A 16377-nucleotide genomic window follows, 5' to 3' on the forward strand; every position below is an offset into this window, starting at 1 on the left:
TCCGCTTCGCTGATCCGCATATTCCTGCCTATAGGAAATAGCAAGTTGGATCTGTCAGCGGAACCGTGCACCGACGCGAACGCCATAGGTGCGCGGCGCTTCGTAAGACCCGATGTAGATGCCGCTCGCGGCGACCTGTGACACCCCGAACACACGGCGGAAGTCTTCGAGATTGTTGACGAATCCCGTCACGAACCAGCGCTCGTCGGTCGGCCCGAACGTGATCGACGCGTTGGAGGTCGTGCCGGCCTTGGCGTAGATATAGGACGAATAGCTCGGGTCTTCCTGCGCGCGCCCGCGGTAGCGCGTGCCAGCCTGAAGCACGATCTTATAGTCGCCCAGCGGTATCGTCTGTTGCCCGTTGACGTTGAACGACCATTCCGGCGTGTTGACCGCCGGCTGGCCCGAACAGTCGATATGATACACTGCTTCGGTCACGCCGTTGATGACGCTGTTGCCGGCCTGCGCGCCGCACGTCGTCGGGGGCGGCGCGCCCTGATTGGGCACGTCATATTGGAAGCTGTCGTAATTGGTGTGGACATATTGCACGCTGCCCGACAGCAGCGTGTTGCGGGTGACGAGGAATTGCGCGTCGGCATCGACGCCATAGATCGTGCTCTTGCCGACATTGCGGGTCAGGAACACCGTGGTCGGCGGGTTGCCGAGATCATATCCGAACGTGCTGAACTGCTGGTTGCGGTATTTCCAGTAGAAGCCCTCGATGTTGAACTGCACCGTGTTGTTGAAGAAGCGGTTCTTGCTGCCGATCGTCCAGGCGGCGATCGTCTCCGGCTTGTAGCTTTCCAGCCCCTGCGCGAACGCGAAGCCGCCGGCGTGATAGCCGGTCTCGTAGCTGACATAGGCCATCGACGTGTTCGAAAACGCATATTCCGCACCAAGCCGGTAGGTGAACTTCGAATTGGTGAGACCGGAATTGATCGCGGTCTTCGCGTTCAGCACGAAGGGCGCGGTCTGCGATCCGCCGAAGGCGGGCGGCAAAGCGAAGAGCGGCACGTTCGTCACCGGAACGCCGCGCGCCGCATAGAAGGCGCGCAGCGATGCGGCGTCGGGAACGAGCGGGATGAACGGCACGGTCGGGCACTGGTTTGGCGGGAAGGACGCCGGGTTGCCGCAGAACAGGATGTAGGTGTCGCTGGTTCCGTCGAAGCGCTTCTTGTCCTGCGTGTATCGGCCGGCGGCGGTCAGGCTGAGCTTGCTGGTCGCATGCCACGTCAGCTTGCCGAAGCCCGCGTAGGAATCGGTCGTGGTGGTGAAATTCTGGTACGGCACCAGCACGAACTGCGAGAAATAGGTGTTCGACCGGATGTGCTCGCCGAAATAATAGCCGCCGACCACGAAATCGAGCGGGCCGGTCTTGCCGGCATAGCGGACCTCGCCGCTGAACTGCCGGTCCTTCTCGTGGGTGCCAGCGCCGTTCATGCCAGGGGTGATGAGATTGTCGAGCCGGGATTCACGGTACGCCGGCACCACGGTCAGCGTGCCCGGTCCGACCTGCCAGTTGGTTTCGCTGAGAATGCCCCAGAAATCGTTGTTGTTGTACGGCTGCCCCTGCACCACCTCGCCGGCACGGCCCGCCTGCGCGATGTAATGCGACGCGAGATAGGCTTGCGATTTCGGGCTGAAGATGCCCTCGCCGGGGGCGTAATTGGTCGGGCTGTAGCTGTAGCCGCTGAAACCGGTCCGGCCGAAGATCGGCGTCGCGGTGCCGACGTAGGTGGCGAACAGCTTGGCGCCGCCCTGATGCGCATAGTCCGCCGATATGCGCGTGTTCAGCGTCGGGGTGAGTTCGGCATAAACCTGAGCGCGGGCGCCATATTCGTGCTGGTCGTTGGTGCCGTCGTTGTAGAACGGATCGTGCGAGGCATAATTCCCGGCGAGGCGGAATGCGCCGGAGGTGCTGATCGGCAGGTTCACCGCGGCCTGCGCGTTGACCGTGTTGTAATTGCCGTAACTCACCGTGCCATCGGCCGAAAGCGTGTCGAGTTGCGGGCGATTGGGGATCACGTTGATCGCGCCGCCCGTGGCGTTGCGCCCGTACAGCGTGCCCTGCGGCCCTTTCAGAACCTCGACCCGCTGGAGATCGTAGAAGCTGCCGCTCGTCGAGGAGGGGCGGCCGATGTAGACGCCGTCGTAGTTGAACGCGACCGCGGGGTCCGAATAGGCGTTTACCGTGGTGTTGCCGACGCCGCGCACCACGAAAGTGGTGTAGGAGCCGCCAGTGCTGGCGGCGACCAGCGCAGGCACCACCCGCGAGAGATCCTCAGGACGGGTGACCGCCTGCTGCACCAGATCCTCGGGCTTGATGACGCTGATCGCGATCGGCGCGCGCTGCGCGCTTTCCGAGACGCGCTGCGCGGTGACGACGATATCCTCGAGCCCTTCGGCGCTGGTATCGATGTGGGTGCTGTTGGGCGCGCCGCCTTGCGGTGAATTGGCGGCGGGAAGCGATTGCGGCACCGGCGCCGCGTCTCCGCTTGCGGACGTGGGCGGCGGCGTTTGGGCATGAGCGGGCGTGGCCATCGCCAGGACGCTGGCCGAGGCAAGCAGCAGGATTGCGCGATTCATCGTCATCCCCTCCAGTTCGGCTGCGGCTTATTTCCCGCATGCCGGATTATTAATTCTGGCTATCATGAATTATAGCAGGGCTCAAGCCCGCATGTGGCACCGGCTTTCCGAATTCGATCTTTGCTGTAGAAGTGAATAATCATGACCCTGGGAAATCTCGCATGACGCATATCGCGACCACCCACGTCGGCAGCCTGCCGCGCGGACGCGAACTCACCCCGCTGCTGCTCGCGCGCGATCAGGGCCAGCCCTATGATGCCGCAACGTTCGACAGCGTCGTGCAGACCGCCGTCGATGCGGCGGTCGCCGCGCAGGTCGAAGCCGGTGTGACGGTGGTCAGCGACGGCGAACTCGGCAAGGTCGGCTATTCGACCTATATGATCGAGCGATTGTCCGGCTTCGGCGGTCACGTGGATCGCAAACCGGCGCTTGATCTCGCGCCGCTGCCCGAATTGCGCGCCAAGCTCGCGCATATCATGGGCGCGCAGGAGTTCGTGCGCGCGTCCTGCATCGGCGACGTGAAGCTGGTCAGCCTGGCGCCGCTGCACGACGACATCCGCCGCTTCCGCACCGCGCTCGATCGGCAGGGCAGGGCGGTCCGCGCCTTCATGAACGCCGCGTCGCCCGGCCTCATCACCGCGTTCCAGAAGAACCTCCATTACCCGAGCCACGAGGCCTATCTGGCTGATCTGGTGACTGCGATGCGGCCCGAATACGAAGCGATCGTCGCAGCCGGCTTCGAGCTGCAACTCGATTGCCCAGATCTCGCGATGTCGCGCCACACCGGCTATCAGGAGATGGGCGAGGGGGAGTTCCTCGCCACGATCGAAGCCAATGTCGAGGCGCTCAACGCCGCCACCGCCGGCATCGCGCCGGAGCGGATGCGGATGCACGTGTGCTGGGGCAATTACGAAGGCCCGCACGATCACGATATCGCGCTCGAGAAGATCATCGGTATCGTTCTCAAGGCGCGCCCTGCGACGATCCTGTTCGAAGCGGCGAACCCGCGTCACGAGCATGAATGGACGGTCTGGCGCGATGCGCGCGTGCCGGAGGACAAGATCCTCGCGCCCGGGCTGATCGACACCTGTTCGAATTACCTCGAACACCCCGAACTGGTCGCGCAGCGGATCGAGCGGTTCGCGGCGATCGTCGGCAAGGACCGCGTGGTCGCCAGCACCGACTGCGGCTTCGGCACCTTCGCCGGCTATGGCAAGATCGACCCGGCGGTGACATGGGCCAAGCTGCGCGCGCTGCGCGAAGGCGCGGATATCGCCGGCGCGCGGCTGTGACCCCGGAAGCGCGCCGCGCCGCCGAGTGGGACTGTACCCGGCTCGTGCATCTGTACGCCAATCTCAACGATCAGGCGCGCTGGGCCGAGGTGGCCGCGCTCTACGCCGCCGATGGCTGCATGACTCGCCCCACCGCGCCGGATTCGCCGGTGATTGGCCGGCCCGCGATCCTCGCCGCCTTCGAAAGCCGGCCACCCCGCACGACACGCCACGTCTGCGCCAATGTCGTCATCCAGGTCCAGAGCGAGACGACCGCGCACGGCAGCAGCGCGATGCTGTTGTTCACCGCTGCCGGCACGCCGCCGCTGGTCGGCGGGTTCGAGGATCGGTTCGTCCACACGGAACAGGGCTGGCGCTTCGCCGAACGGCGCGGCACCCTGACGTTCTGATCGCGCCGCCCGACCCACCGCGCAGAGGCACGGGCGGAGCCTGCCATTTTCCCTCAGCGCCGATAGGTGTGCTCGCACAGGAGACCGTTCATGCATGAGAATCCCGCCGCCGGAGAAAGTACGCCGCTTCTGCTACTGCCCGGTCTGATGTGCGACGCACGCATTTTCGCGGGCCAGCTCGCCGGCCTCGCCTCAGCGCGTATGGCGGCCGATTATGGCGATCTCGATGATCTCGGCGCGATGGCCGAGCGGCTGCTCGCCGCCGCACCGCCGCGCTTCGCGCTGCTCGGCCATTCGATGGGCGGCCGCGTCGCGCTTGAAGTGGTGCGGCGGGCACCCGAACGCGTCGCGCGCTTCGTTCTGGCCAGCACCGGCGTCCACCCGCGCCGCGACGGCGAGCAGGAGAAACGCCACGCGCTTCGCGATATCGGGCGCGCACAGGGGATTTCCGCGCTGGTCGATGTCTGGTTGCCGCCGATGCTCGGTGCCGCCGCCGCGCGCGACACCGCGCTGGTGGAAACGCTCGCCGCGATGTGCCGCGACGCCGGCATGGCGCGCTACGAGGCGCAGGAGGCGGCCTTGCTCAACCGGCCCGACGTCACCGCATTGCTGCCGAGCATCGACTGCCCGGTGCTGGTGATCGTTGGAAGCGAGGACCGCTGGAGTCCGCCTGAACAACATCGCGCGATTACGGCGGCCATCCCCGGTGCCGAACTCGTGGTGATCGACGGCTGCGGGCACATGCTGCCTGTCGAAGCGCCCGGTGCCGTCAATGCCGCGCTATCCCGCTGGCTCGCGGAGCCGCCGGCTACGCCCTGCCAAAACGGCTACGCGCCTCAGTGAAACACCGCGGCCGTGGCCGGATCACGCAGGCGCGGCGCCAGATCCGTCAGCCGCCGGTACGCGAACAACAGCAGCAGCGTCGCCACCGCCGGCGTGACGATCATCGTCGCCAATCCGTAGCGCAGCGATTCGGTGCCATAGCCCGGCGCCAGCACGTCGCTGACGAGCCCCACGACGAACGGCGCCATCGCGCTGCCGATCAGGCCGAACGCGAACAGCATCAGCGTCGAGGCGAGCGCGCGGACGCGGTGGCTGACCATATCGCTGCCGAGCGCGAAGCAGGGCGCGACGCCGAGCGAGATCAGGAACGTCATCATCGCGGTCGCCGTCATCGCGCCGGTGAGAGTCGGCGCGAACACGAACAGCGCGAGGAACGGCGTCGCGAGCGGCGTCGCGATCAGCGGCACGAGCAACCCGGCACGCGCGCTGCCGCGACGCCGGACCAGCAGCGTCGCGAGCACGCCGCCGATAACGGTGCCGGCGATGCCGCTGATCCCGACCGCCGGCCCGATCACCGCGCCGACCTCGGCGAGCGGCACGTGATGGCTGCGTTGCAGAAACGCCGGGCCCCACGCGCCGAGCACCGCGCCGACCGTGCCGAGAAAACCGATGCCGAGCGACAGCGGCACGAAGCCGGGCGTCGTCAGCACGCGCCCGATCGCTCCGCGCGCGTCACCATCGGCGGTAGCGTCGAGCGATAGCCCGTCCGTGCGTCTTGCCGGGTCGCGCACCGCGAAGACCATTGCCACCATCAGCACCAGCCCGCCCACGCCGCACATGACGAACATCCATCGCCAGCCATGCGCCGCCGCCAGCACGCCCGCGAGGATCGAGCCACCGACCAGACCCACGAACGTCCCCGCCTGAAACATCGCGACCGCGCGTGGCCGCTCGGCCGGTACGCGCAGATCGCCGATCATCGACAGCGCGACCGGGAAGACGGTCGCCTCGCCGACCCCGACGAGCACCAGCGCCGTCGCCAGACTCGCGAAGCCGGTGGCGGCGCCGATGAACGCCGTCGCGATCGACCAGATCGCCACCCCGACCAGCAGGATGAATTTGCGGTTGCCACGATCGACCCAGTGCGAGATCGCGACACCCGCGACCAGATTGAAGGCGATGAAGATCGCGCCGTTCAGCAGTGACATCTGCGTGTCGCTGAGCAGCAGGTCGCGCTTGATCGGATCGACCACCACGCCGAGCAACGCGCGATCCCCCCAACTCAGCGTGTTGGCGAGGAAGAGGGCCACGAGCGTCGCGCCCGCACGCGTGCCCGGGCCGGCAGGGTCTTGAGACGTCATCGCTATCACTCTCCTGCTTCGGCCGCTCGTGCGGCTCGCGTCTGTTTCGGCGTTCGCGGCGTTACGTAAGCGTCAGTCCCAGCAGATCGGCGGCGTTCAGCCCCAGAATACGCGCCTGATCCGCGTCGCTCAGCCGCGCGTGGAAGCCGACTGGATCGGGCTCCGCCATGTCGAAGGGATAATCGCTGCCGAGGCACAATTTATCGGCGCCGTGTGTCCGCACGAGGCTGTCGAGCTGGTCCTGATCGAACACCAGCGTGTCGAGCCAGAGCTTGCGCAGGTAGCTGGACGGGGCGTGCGTGCAATGTTCCGAACAGTCGCCACGCGCGCGCCAGCCGTGATCCATCCGGCCCCAATAGCCCGGCATGTATCCGCCACCGTGCGCCACGCAGATCCGCAAGCCGGGATAGCGGTCGAGCACGCCGCCGAAGATCAGATGCCCAACCGCCAGAGTCGATTCGAGCGGGTTGCCGATCAGGTTGTTGAAATAATATTCGCTCATCCGCTGCGCATGCGTGAAGCCAAGCGGATGGATGAAGATCAGCACGCCCAGGTCTTCCGCTGCCGCCCAGAACGGCCGGAAGCGTTCATCATGGTAATCCACGCCATTGACGTTCGAGCTTATCTCGATCCCGCGCAGATCGAGGTCGCGCACGCAGCGGCGCATCTCCTCGACGGCGAGGCCGACGTCCTGCAACGGCACCGTTCCCATGCCGACAAAACGGTCGGGCGTGGCGGCGACGGCGGCGGCGATCCCGTCGTTGACCGCGCGCGCGGCGGCGCGCCCGGTGTCGGCATCGGTGAAGTAGAAATACTGGCCGGGGCTGGGGCTGATCGCCTGCACGTCGATGCCGAGCCGATCCATGTCCGCGAGCCGCGTATCGACCGTGTTGAGGGTCCGCCCGATCGTGGCGAACTGCGCGCGGTTGACCTCGCTGGTCTTGGCGCTGGTGAAGTCGTTGATGCCCGGCGGCGGGCCGGGATATTTGCCCTGCACGATCGCGTCGGCGGCAGGAATGCCGAGATGGCAGTGGATATCGACGACGAGGTGGCGCCCGCGCGCGGCGACGCGGATCGGCTGGCGGTCGCCGCAGGTGGTGATGGTCATGCGTGTGTCTCCGTGCCGGTGCGTGCCGGGAGGATGGTGCCGGTGCAGTCGCCGAAGCCGATCGGGCGGAAGCCCGCGGCGTGGGCGCGCCCGCGAAGGATCAGTGTGTCGCCGTCCTCGAGCATCGTCCGCGTCGAGCCGTCGGGCAGCGCGATCGGGCTGCCGCCGCGCATCGTGATTTCGGCGAGACAGGCGCGCGCGGTATCCGCCGCGCCAGAGACGGTGCCGGTGGCGATCAGATCGCCCGCCTCCAGCGGCGCGCCGTTCGAGGCCTGATGCGCGGCCATCTGCGCCAGCGTCCAGTACAGGTCCGCCAGCTCGGTCTCGACGATCCGCGCGTGCGCTCCGGCAGCGGTCGCGAGATCGGCCGTCAGCGTGACGGCAACCGCGCCGTGCGTCCGGTCGGCGGCATCGAGCAGATACGTAGGCACCGCCGGCTCACCCGTGGGCCGGCCGCGCGCGGCGGCGCGGAACGGGGCGAGCGCTTCCATCGTCACGATCCATGGGCTGATCGTCGTCAGGAAGCTCTTGCCGAGATGCGGCCCGAGGATCATCTCGAAGAACTGGATGCCGCGCGCCGACCAGTCATTGACCAGACAGCAGCCGAACAGCAGTGCCTCCGCCTCGGCGACGCTGACGGGCGTGCCGATCGGGTTGCCGCCGCGCAGCCAGGCGCCGAATTCCAGCTCGAAATCGAGCAACGGCTCTGGCCCCCATTGCACCGCGCCGCTGGCCGGCGGTGTCTCGAACTGGCCCATCGGGCGGATCACCGGCGCACCGCTCGCCCGCACCGAACTGGCGCGGCCGTTATAGGCAACCGGCAGCGACAGCGCGGCGAGCTTAGGCACGCCGCCGCCGCCCATCCGCGCGATATGATCGTAGGAGGTGCAGAAATCGGTGAAGGCGGATGGCTTGAGCGGCATCAGCAGTTCGGCGTCGTCGATCGGGACGAGTACAGGTTCCAGCACCGCGCGATGTGCACTGTCGTCGCGGAACAGCGCGAAAATCTCCGCGCGCAACGCGCTGACGGCAGCGGGGGCGGCGGCGAGCAAGGGCAGCAGGGTGTCGTGCGACCCTGCCTTCGCCGCGTCCAACGCCGCTTCGCCGAGCAGGCCGGTCGCGGCGAGCGCGGCAAGATCGATGATGCTGTCACCCAGCGCCACGCCGCCGCGCGGCGAAGCCGCTGCGGTGCGGAACACGCCGAACGGCAGATTCTGCAGCGGGAAGTCGGTGTCGCCATTCGCGCTTTGGACCCAGCTCATCGCGGCCGGGTCGTGCGTCGCGTTCAGCTCAATGGTCATGGCCGCACACCTCGGCATGACGCTGCGATTCCCAATGATAGCGGCCCATCGCGCCGAACAGGTCGCGCGATTCCTCCGGGGTGAAGGTGGTGCCCCATTGGCGATAGAGTGAGAACACGTTGGCGACGATCCGCTCGGGGTCTTTCCAGCCGCGATATTCGGTCATGGTGATGTCGCGAGCGGCGTCGTTCCAGCCCATGCCGGCATCGAAACGCTTGCGTGCCTCGTCGCGGACATATTCGAAATAGTGTTTGAGGTTCGCGACCGCGGTCACATCCGTGATCGGTCCGTGGCCCGGCACGACGATTTCGGGATCGAGCGCGATGATATGCGCGCACGCGGCGATCCAGTTCTCGATCGGCCCCGACCACATGATCGGATGGCCCTCGTTGAAAAGGAGGTCTCCGGTGAAGACGGTGCGGTCGGACGGCACCCAGGCGATCGTGTCCGAACTGGTGTGCGCGGGGCCGAGATCGATCAGCTCGACGGCCTTGTCGCCAACGGTCACGGTCATCTGCCCGTCGAACAGCGTGGTCGGAAAGGTGAACGTGTCCATCCCGCCGAAATCGAAATTGCCCATCGTCTCGAACAGGAATGCGCCGGCATCGCCCATGTTCATGTAATTGGTGCGAAGCGAGGCGAGGCTTTTGGGATCATATTCGTTCATGTCTTCGCGGCATGCCGTCGTCGCGATGATCTCCGCGCCCTCGACCGCGCCGTTGCCGAGGAAGTGATCGGGATTGGCGTGGGTGTTGAACAGCCGGTCGATGCGATCCCCGCCCGGCACCTTTTTGAACGCTTCGAGCATGTCGCGGGTCAGGTCGAGCCCCATCAGCGTATCGACCATCAGCGTCTGCCCCCGCGACACCACCAGGCCCGCGTTCGACCAGCCCCAGCCACCATCGGGCTGGACATAACCATAGAGGCCATTGCCCAGATCATGCACGCCGCGCGTGAACGGCCAGTTCGGCATCCGTCTCTCCTATGTAGTATTTGACGCGAGTGTACGGCGATAATTCCGCTTTGCAAGAATTCTTGCGCCGTTGCCCAAGCCGGCTTCGCCTGCCAACACGATGCGAATGGCAAAGACACCTGCAAAACCTGATTCCGCTCCCGCGAAACAGCCCGGAGAGAGACGCCGGAAGGGGCGCCCGGCGGGCAGCGGCGGCGGCGCTATCCGCGAATCGGTACTGGCGGCGGCACTTGCGCTGCTGCGAACGCTGCCGCCCAACCGCGTATCGGTCGCGGCGGTCGCGCGCGCGGCGGGAGTCGATCCGGCGCTGGTGCGCTATTATTTCGGCTCGCGGGAGGCTTTGCTGCTCGAAGTCGCGCAACTTCTGGCGGAATCCGATCCGCCCGAATATGCCAGCGAACACCCGGTCGCCGCGCTTGAGGAGTTCATCCACCGCACGTTCCGCTTCAGCCGGTCAGCCAAATACATGCAGCGGCTTATGGTGGAGGAGCTGAGCGGCGCGCGCTCGGCAGACGTGCGCAATCAGGTGCGCGCGTGGAACCGGCGGCCAATCGAGTTCTACGAAAACCTGAAGCACGATGCGGAAGGTGAGGAACTCGCGGATTTCAATCCGCTGTTCCTGCACCTCGCGATCGTCGGCATCAGCGATTTCTTCATGTCCGGGCAGGCGCTCATCAAACTGCTCGTGCCGCCCGGTTCCGACATGGCCGCGCTGGAGCATGACTATGAGCGGTTCGTCGTGCGCTTGCTGCTCGACGGCCTGCGCGAGCGCTAGGCGAGGGGTCTCACCTCAGTCCCGCAGCGCTCCCGGTGCCGGCGGGCGCGGAGGCATGCTCGTGAAGAACGCGAGCTTTTGCGCGCTCGGCCAGTCGGCGGTCGTCACGGGCGTTCCGAGTTTCAGCAGACGCGGCTGCTTCGCCTGATAGACCGGCCAGCGCAGCGCCTTGGTGTCCGGCTTGCCGGTCCGCGCGAAAGCCACCAGCGATTCGAGCATCTCGCCGCTGAACGCCCGATCCGCCGCGGTCCAGTCGCGCGTCTTTCGGTACAGGTTGAAGCTGTCCAGCGTGCCCAGCCAGAACGGCACCTCGGACGTGTGATACGAACCCGCTGTCGCCGGATCGAGGTCCGGGAAGGTCACGCCCGGCGCATAGGAATGCGCGCGCGCGAACATGTACGAATAGACGGGCGCGCGGCCACGCACACCCTGCGCCGTCGCCCACGCCTTCATCGCCGCGACCATCGTCGCGTCGCGGTCGGCGAGATGCGCCTGCGCGCGCGCCGCCTCATCGGTCGAGGCCGGATACAGTTTCAGGAAGGCCTCGGTCCGATCGCCAAACCGTTCCGCCGCGCGCGTGCGGTAATCGGCAAGATCCTTGATGGTGCCGAAGCCGCCGAGCGCCTCGTCCTTGGCGAAGCCGAGCAGGAGCGGCACGTCGTTCTGCTCGCCCCTCGCGAAGATCGCATCGACCGGCGCGGGCAGCACATAGCCGTCCTGGATCGGGCCGACGCCCGGTGAGCCGGGCGTGCGCGGCACGATCAGCCGGTCAGCGGAGAGGCGACGCATATCGGCGATGCTGCCGAACTTCATCACCTGACGATAGCGTTCGCCATCCCGCTCGCCCTCGGCCAGCGAGCGCATCGCGGCAGGACCGGCACCGCCGATCAACGCACCGCTCATCCCGACCGCGCGCTGGAACAGGCCGCGCGCGAGGGGACTTGCCTGCAAGGCCAGCACCGACATCGACCCTGCCGACTGACCGGCCACCGTCACATTGTCCGGGTCACCGCCGAACCTGGCGATGTTGCGCTTGACCCACGTGAGCGCGGCGATCTGGTCGAGAAATCCGTAATCCCCCGACGTCTTGTGTGGCGACTCGCGCGACAGCTCGGCGTCAGCCAGAAAGCCGAGCACGCCGAGCCGGTAGTTCAGATTGACGAACACCGCGCCGCGCTGCGCCACCGCCTCGCCGCCGTAGAGCGGCATCCCGCCGGACCCGATGAAAAAACCGCCGCCGTGGAGGAAGACGATTACCGGCGCCTTCTTCGCGCCGGGTTTTGCCCAGACGTTGAGGTACAGGCAGTCTTCGCTGGTGACTTCGGCGCCCGAATATTGGTTGGTGTTCAGGTTCCGCTGCGGCTGCATGCATTGTGGGCCGTACCGGTCCGCATGATAGGTGCCGGTCCACGCCCGAACCGGCTGCGGATCGCGCCAGCGCAGGTCACGCACCGGCGCAGCCGCATAAGGAATGCCGAGATACGCATCCACCCCGGACGCTGTCTTGATACCATCGAGCCGCCCCGCGTCTGTCACGACGGCGGGTGCAGCAGGCTGGCCCTGAGACACAGCTTGCGCCGGCAACGCGCCAAGCGCGAGCGCGAGAAGGCCAAGCGGCGCGGCGCGGAATGAACTCTTCACGGGCAACTCTCCTGGAATTTTATAGTTTTACGATATTTCTCACGCTGCGTTGACAGCGGCTGCCGTGAGCCGCGCCGAAGCGACCCCGCGCTCCAGCCCCCGCAGCTCGGCAAGGCCGCGCATCCGACCGATCAGCGAATAACCGGGGTTGGTCGTCCGCGAGAGATCGTCGAGCATCTGATGCCCGTGGTCCGGCCGCATCGGGATCGAACGCCCCTCGCGCGCGGACAGCGCGACCGCCGCAGCGACCACGGCCGGCATGTTCGCGTCGCCTTCGAGATGCGCCGCCTCGTGGAACGCGCCATTGAGCTCGCGCTGGACCGAACGGAGGTGGAGGAAGCCGATCCGGCTGCCAAGCCGCTCGACCATTCCCGGCAGGTCGTTATCGGCGCGCACCCCGAACGAGCCAGCGCAAAAGCACAGCCCGTTCGCCTGGCTCGGCACCCGCGCGAAAAGCTGGGCGACATCGTCCTCGGTGCTCACCACGCGCGGCAGTCCGAACATCGGAAAAGGCGGATCGTCCGGGTGAACGACCAGCCGAATGCCGACCTCCTCCGCCACCGGACACACCGCCTCCAGGAACGCGACGTGACGATCGCGCAGGCGTCGCGCGTCGATATCGGCATAGGTTTCGATCGCACGCAGGAATTCGGCGGAGGTGAAATGCTCCTCGCTGCCCGGCAGCCCGGCGATGATCGTGCGTTCTAGGCGGCTACGGTCATCCGCGCTCATCGCGTGGAAACGTCGCTCGGCGGCGGCCAGGATCGACGCGGCATAGTCCCGCTCCGCATTGGGCCGGCGCAGGATGTGGACATCATAGGCGGCGACCGCCTCCAGTTCGAAGCGCAGCGCACGGGCACCGTCGGGCAATTCCCAGGCGAGGTCGGTCCGCGTCCAGTCCAGCAGCGGCATGAAATTGTAGGTGACGACAGTGATGCCGTTCGCGGCGAGGTTGCGCAGACTGGCCTGATAGGTTTCGATCAGGTGATCGTAGTCGTCACCGCCAGTCTTGATGGTCTCATGGACCGGCAGGCTTTCGACCACTGTCCAGCCGAGCCCGGCGGCCTCGATCATCGTCTTGCGCGCGGCGATCGCCTCGTGAGTCCATAACGCGCCATTGGGGACGTCGTGGAGCGCGCTGACCACCTCGGTAGCACCGGCTTGCCGGATATCCCGCAACGCCACCGGGTCGGCGGGGCCGAACCAGCGCAGCGTTTGGGTCATCGGATGGAATGTCATCGTGCAACCTCCACCGCGGATACGATCGCTTCGCTCTTGCTAGGCCGGAAGGCGAGGGTGAGCAGGCCGCCGCGCACCGTCACCGGGAAACTGCGGCGGAGGGCGGTCAACGGCGCACCGGCCGCTTTCGCCACGTCGAGCGCGCGCAGCGTCGGAACGCCATCGGCGAGGACGTCGAAGATTCGCTCGCCGGGCTTCGCGGACGGCTCCACGAAGGTGAGCGTCACGGTATAGCGCCCGTCGTCGAGCGGCACCCGATAGGCGAAGTCGCCCTTCCGATAGGTCGCCGCGATCGCGCCGTCGGCTGTGCCGGCGATCGGCGTGGCGACGGTCGGTTTGCCATAATCGGCTGGCTTGTCGACCGTTGCCGCTGTGCCGCCGGTGAAGAACGTGTCGGAACCGAAGTGCCCGGTGGAACTCGCCCCCGCGACCAGCGCGCCGCTGTCGATCCGAACGGCGCGCGCCACATCGTCGCCGACGTGCCACGCGATCGTGTCTTCGATCTGCGCTTGTGGGAACGTGCCGCGCGCGACGACCTGGTTCGCGCCGCGCGCCAGCCGTACCGCCGGCCATATGCAGATTTTCTGCGGACACGCCGCCAGCGTGCCGATCGATTTGCCGTTGACGAGCAACTCGGTGCTCGGCGCGTTGCTGTACACGCGCACCTCGGTGGTCGCGAGAGCACGATCGACATAACGGCGGCCGGTCACGTGGACCGTCGGCATGGCCGACCAGTTCGCCTTGTAGAAATAATAGGCGTCCTTACGGATCTTGCGATCGAACGTCACCAGACCCTTGGTGTTGATGTCGGTCGCGTCGCCTTCCTGCCGGACGGTGCTGGCGAAATCGAACCCGGCCCACAGCCAGCTTGCCCACAGATAGGGCTTGCTCGCCAGCACGGCCCAATTGCCTTCGTGAATCCAGCTCTCGACCTCCTCGGGCTGCATCCGTCCACGCGAGTCGACCGGGCCGCCCAGCACGTTATCGGTGTGAACGGTCGTCGCGCCGCCGCCACCGAACTCGGTCACCGCGAGCGGCTGATCCGGCCGTTTGGCGTGGAGCGCGTCCAGCGCCGGGCCAAGATCGCTCGGGGTGCCGTAATACCAGCCGAAATAGCGGTTCGCGCCGCCAAGATCGGCAGCGGGCGCGGTGACGGGCACGTCGACGCCGGCGGCGAACAGCCGGCCCTCGCAGCACGTCGCGAGGCTGCTCGGCCGGCTCGGGTCGAGCTGATGCTCCAGCGTGTTGAGTTCGCGCAGGAGCGGCATGGGGTCGGGTGGCGTGCCGGCCGCGCCGGCGAGGAAGGCGGGAAGCGAATTGCCGAAGTCCACCTCGTTGGCGATTCCCCAGTTCGCCACCGAAGCATGATTGCCGTTCTGGCGAATTTCCTCGGTGAGTTGCTGGCGCGCATTGGCGAGCAAGCCGGGCGATGCCTGCTTCGCGCCGCCCAAGGTCCATTGCGAAACGAGCGGAATTTCGTCCCACACGATCAGGCCGTAGCGATCGGCGAGATCGTGGATCGGTTGACCATGCTGATAATGCGTCAGGCGGATCGTGTTGGCGCCCATTTCGCGCAGGATCGCGACGTCCTGTTCGGTGTCCGTCGCATCGATCGCCCAGCCTTTGCCCTCGCGGTCCTGATGATAGCCGACACCGTGCAATGGGTAGGGCTTGCCGTTCAGGAACAGCCCACGCGCCGGGTCGAAGCGCATTTGCCGAATTCCAAAGGTCTGATCGACCCGGTCGAGCACGCGGCCGTTTGCCGAGAGCACTTCGACCAACAGGCGATACAAATACGGATCAGTGGTGCCCTGCCACAGATGCGCGTTGGGCACGGCGAGCGACTGCCGCACATTGCCGCCGCTTTTCTGAGCGAGCGAGAGCGTCTCCATGGCGTCCGCGGCAACGTTGCCGGCGGCGTCGATCAACCGCGTGACGATCCGCACCGGCGCCTTGGCGCTGCCGTCGTTGCGTAGCTTGATCTCGACGCCGACGGTCGCTCGCGCGCCGTCGATCGCCTGTGTCGTCGCGTATACCCCGGGGCCGCCGGCATCGAGCATGTCGATATGGACCGGGTCCGTGGTGATCAGCCGCACCGGGCGGTACAGGCCGCCATGAACGAAGAAGTCGCCGTTCAGCGGAAGCGTGTCGGCGGTGGTGGTGCCGGGGGCGGGCTTGGTGTTGTCGGTCTTGACGACCAGAAGATTGCGCTCGCCGGGGCGAAGCGCATCGGTCGCGTCCAACCGAAAGCGTGAGAAACCGCCCTGATGCGTGCCGAGCAACGTGCCGTTGAGCCAGACCGTCGCAACGCGGCTGGCGGCGTCGAATTCCAGCCAGTTGCGCTTGCCGCGCAGGTCCGCCGAAGGTGTGAAGCCGAGGCGATACCAGCCGATCCCCTGCGCCTTGTTGATCGACTCACGTCGATTGAGGTGCGTCGCCGGATCTGGAAGATAATAGCCGACCCGGTTCCAGGTGTGCGGCACGCTGACGACGGACCAGTCGGCATCGCGAAAGCTTGGCGATTCGACGCCACGCAGCGCGTCATCCTGTTTGAAGCGCCAGCCATCGCTGAGCTGGACGGTCGGCCGCGCGTCGGGTGTCTGGCCGGTCGCGGCGACGCTCCAACATAGCGCGGCACATGATGCAGACGCCCACAATAGCCTCACGCAATCCTCCTCGTATCCATGCTTTCGCAGCACGTTCGCAGATTGATTAGGCCAAATATCTAAAATTGGCCAGTGCAATCTTCTTTCGACGCGCCGATTTGACCGGTGTGTCGCACGGAAATTTGCCGGCGCGCCGTCACCAAATGCCTCTGCATAAGACCAAGCGCAAAATATTCCTAGGGAAAAGATAAAATGCCGAACGACCCGTGTCGTACACGTCGTAACCGTGCACCGCACAGGGCGGAACGGCACCGTGGAAGACG

At 66.4% G+C, this 16377-nt stretch carries 12 protein-coding genes; 4 read left to right on the forward strand and 8 right to left on the reverse strand.

Annotated features, from left to right (window positions below; genetic code table 11):
- Positions 1-54: 54 nt before the first annotated feature.
- Positions 55-2586, reverse strand: a complete 2532-nt coding sequence (locus tag J0A91_RS14640) for a TonB-dependent receptor domain-containing protein (protein ID WP_083224963.1) — start codon at positions 2584-2586, stop codon at positions 55-57.
- Between the two features lie 161 nt (positions 2587-2747).
- Between J0A91_RS14640 and J0A91_RS14645 the strand changes: the two genes are divergently transcribed.
- From J0A91_RS14645 to J0A91_RS14655, 3 genes are all read left to right on the forward strand, one after another.
- Positions 2748-3878, forward strand: coding sequence for a cobalamin-independent methionine synthase II family protein (locus J0A91_RS14645; protein WP_069205522.1), 1131 nt, complete (start codon positions 2748-2750; stop codon positions 3876-3878).
- A complete protein-coding gene (locus tag J0A91_RS14650; protein WP_240502028.1) occupies positions 3875-4267 on the forward strand; it encodes a nuclear transport factor 2 family protein in 393 nt (130 codons plus the stop codon). The genes J0A91_RS14645 and J0A91_RS14650 overlap by 4 nt, the downstream gene beginning before the upstream one ends.
- Before the next feature lie 90 nt (positions 4268-4357).
- Positions 4358-5110: an alpha/beta fold hydrolase gene (locus J0A91_RS14655; protein ID WP_069205524.1), complete on the forward strand. Its 753-nt coding sequence runs from the start codon at positions 4358-4360 to the stop codon at positions 5108-5110.
- Here the strand turns inward: J0A91_RS14655 and J0A91_RS14660 are convergent.
- The 4 genes from J0A91_RS14660 to J0A91_RS14675 form a co-directional block, all read right to left on the reverse strand.
- Positions 5104-6411 (reverse strand): MFS transporter, encoded by a 1308-nt coding sequence (locus J0A91_RS14660; RefSeq protein WP_069205525.1) that lies wholly within the window; start codon positions 6409-6411, stop codon positions 5104-5106. The genes J0A91_RS14655 and J0A91_RS14660 overlap by 7 nt on opposite strands.
- Before the next feature lie 61 nt (positions 6412-6472).
- Positions 6473-7519 (reverse strand): amidohydrolase family protein, encoded by a 1047-nt coding sequence (locus tag J0A91_RS14665; protein ID WP_069205526.1) that lies wholly within the window; start codon positions 7517-7519, stop codon positions 6473-6475.
- A complete protein-coding gene (locus tag J0A91_RS14670) occupies positions 7516-8820 on the reverse strand; it encodes a fumarylacetoacetate hydrolase family protein (RefSeq protein ID WP_069205527.1) in 1305 nt (434 codons plus the stop codon). Before J0A91_RS14670 ends, J0A91_RS14665 begins: the two co-directional genes overlap by 4 nt.
- Positions 8810-9793: an MBL fold metallo-hydrolase gene (locus J0A91_RS14675; protein WP_069205528.1), complete on the reverse strand. Its 984-nt coding sequence runs from the start codon at positions 9791-9793 to the stop codon at positions 8810-8812. Before J0A91_RS14675 ends, J0A91_RS14670 begins: the two co-directional genes overlap by 11 nt.
- Before the next feature lie 106 nt (positions 9794-9899).
- Between J0A91_RS14675 and J0A91_RS14680 the strand changes: the two genes are divergently transcribed.
- On the forward strand, positions 9900-10568 hold the full coding sequence (locus J0A91_RS14680; RefSeq protein ID WP_069205529.1) for a TetR family transcriptional regulator: 669 nt from the start codon (positions 9900-9902) through the stop codon (positions 10566-10568).
- A 15-nt stretch (positions 10569-10583) separates the two neighbouring features.
- On the opposite strand, the gene J0A91_RS14685 is transcribed toward J0A91_RS14680, so the two are convergent.
- Genes J0A91_RS14685 through J0A91_RS14695 form a run of 3 tightly spaced genes read right to left on the reverse strand, consistent with a single transcriptional unit; the run spans position 10584 to position 16114 of the window.
- Entirely contained in the window at positions 10584-12209 is a 1626-nt protein-coding gene (locus J0A91_RS14685; RefSeq protein ID WP_069205530.1) for a carboxylesterase/lipase family protein, read from the reverse strand.
- 39 nt (positions 12210-12248) lie between these two features.
- The gene (gene uxuA, locus J0A91_RS14690) at positions 12249-13448 is read right to left on the reverse strand and encodes a mannonate dehydratase (protein WP_240502029.1); all 1200 of its coding nucleotides are present in this window, start codon (positions 13446-13448) and stop codon (positions 12249-12251) included.
- A complete protein-coding gene (locus J0A91_RS14695) occupies positions 13445-16114 on the reverse strand; it encodes a glycoside hydrolase family 2 TIM barrel-domain containing protein (protein WP_069205531.1) in 2670 nt (889 codons plus the stop codon). The genes uxuA and J0A91_RS14695 overlap by 4 nt, the downstream gene beginning before the upstream one ends.
- Positions 16115-16377: the final 263 nt, after the last annotated feature.

The sequence above is a fragment of the Sphingomonas panacis genome, from assembly GCF_001717955.1.
Classification (GTDB): Bacteria; Pseudomonadota; Alphaproteobacteria; order Sphingomonadales; family Sphingomonadaceae; genus Sphingomonas; species Sphingomonas panacis.

What these genes read in the sequence shown, in the direction of transcription:
- J0A91_RS14640 (WP_083224963.1), bottom strand. Translation starts at nt 2,586, where the DNA reads ATGAATCGCGCAATCCTGCTGCTTGCCTCGGCCAGCGTCCTGGCGATG.
- J0A91_RS14645 (WP_069205522.1), top strand. Translation starts at nt 2,748, where the DNA reads ATGACGCATATCGCGACCACCCACGTCGGCAGCCTGCCGCGCGGACGC.
- J0A91_RS14655 (WP_069205524.1), top strand. Translation starts at nt 4,358, where the DNA reads ATGCATGAGAATCCCGCCGCCGGAGAAAGTACGCCGCTTCTGCTACTG.
- J0A91_RS14660 (WP_069205525.1), bottom strand. Translation starts at nt 6,411, where the DNA reads ATGACGTCTCAAGACCCTGCCGGCCCGGGCACGCGTGCGGGCGCGACG.
- J0A91_RS14665 (WP_069205526.1), bottom strand. Translation starts at nt 7,519, where the DNA reads ATGACCATCACCACCTGCGGCGACCGCCAGCCGATCCGCGTCGCCGCG.
- J0A91_RS14670 (WP_069205527.1), bottom strand. Translation starts at nt 8,820, where the DNA reads ATGACCATTGAGCTGAACGCGACGCACGACCCGGCCGCGATGAGCTGG.
- J0A91_RS14675 (WP_069205528.1), bottom strand. Translation starts at nt 9,793, where the DNA reads ATGCCGAACTGGCCGTTCACGCGCGGCGTGCATGATCTGGGCAATGGC.
- J0A91_RS14680 (WP_069205529.1), top strand. Translation starts at nt 9,900, where the DNA reads ATGGCAAAGACACCTGCAAAACCTGATTCCGCTCCCGCGAAACAGCCC.
- uxuA (WP_240502029.1), bottom strand. Translation starts at nt 13,448, where the DNA reads ATGACATTCCATCCGATGACCCAAACGCTGCGCTGGTTCGGCCCCGCC.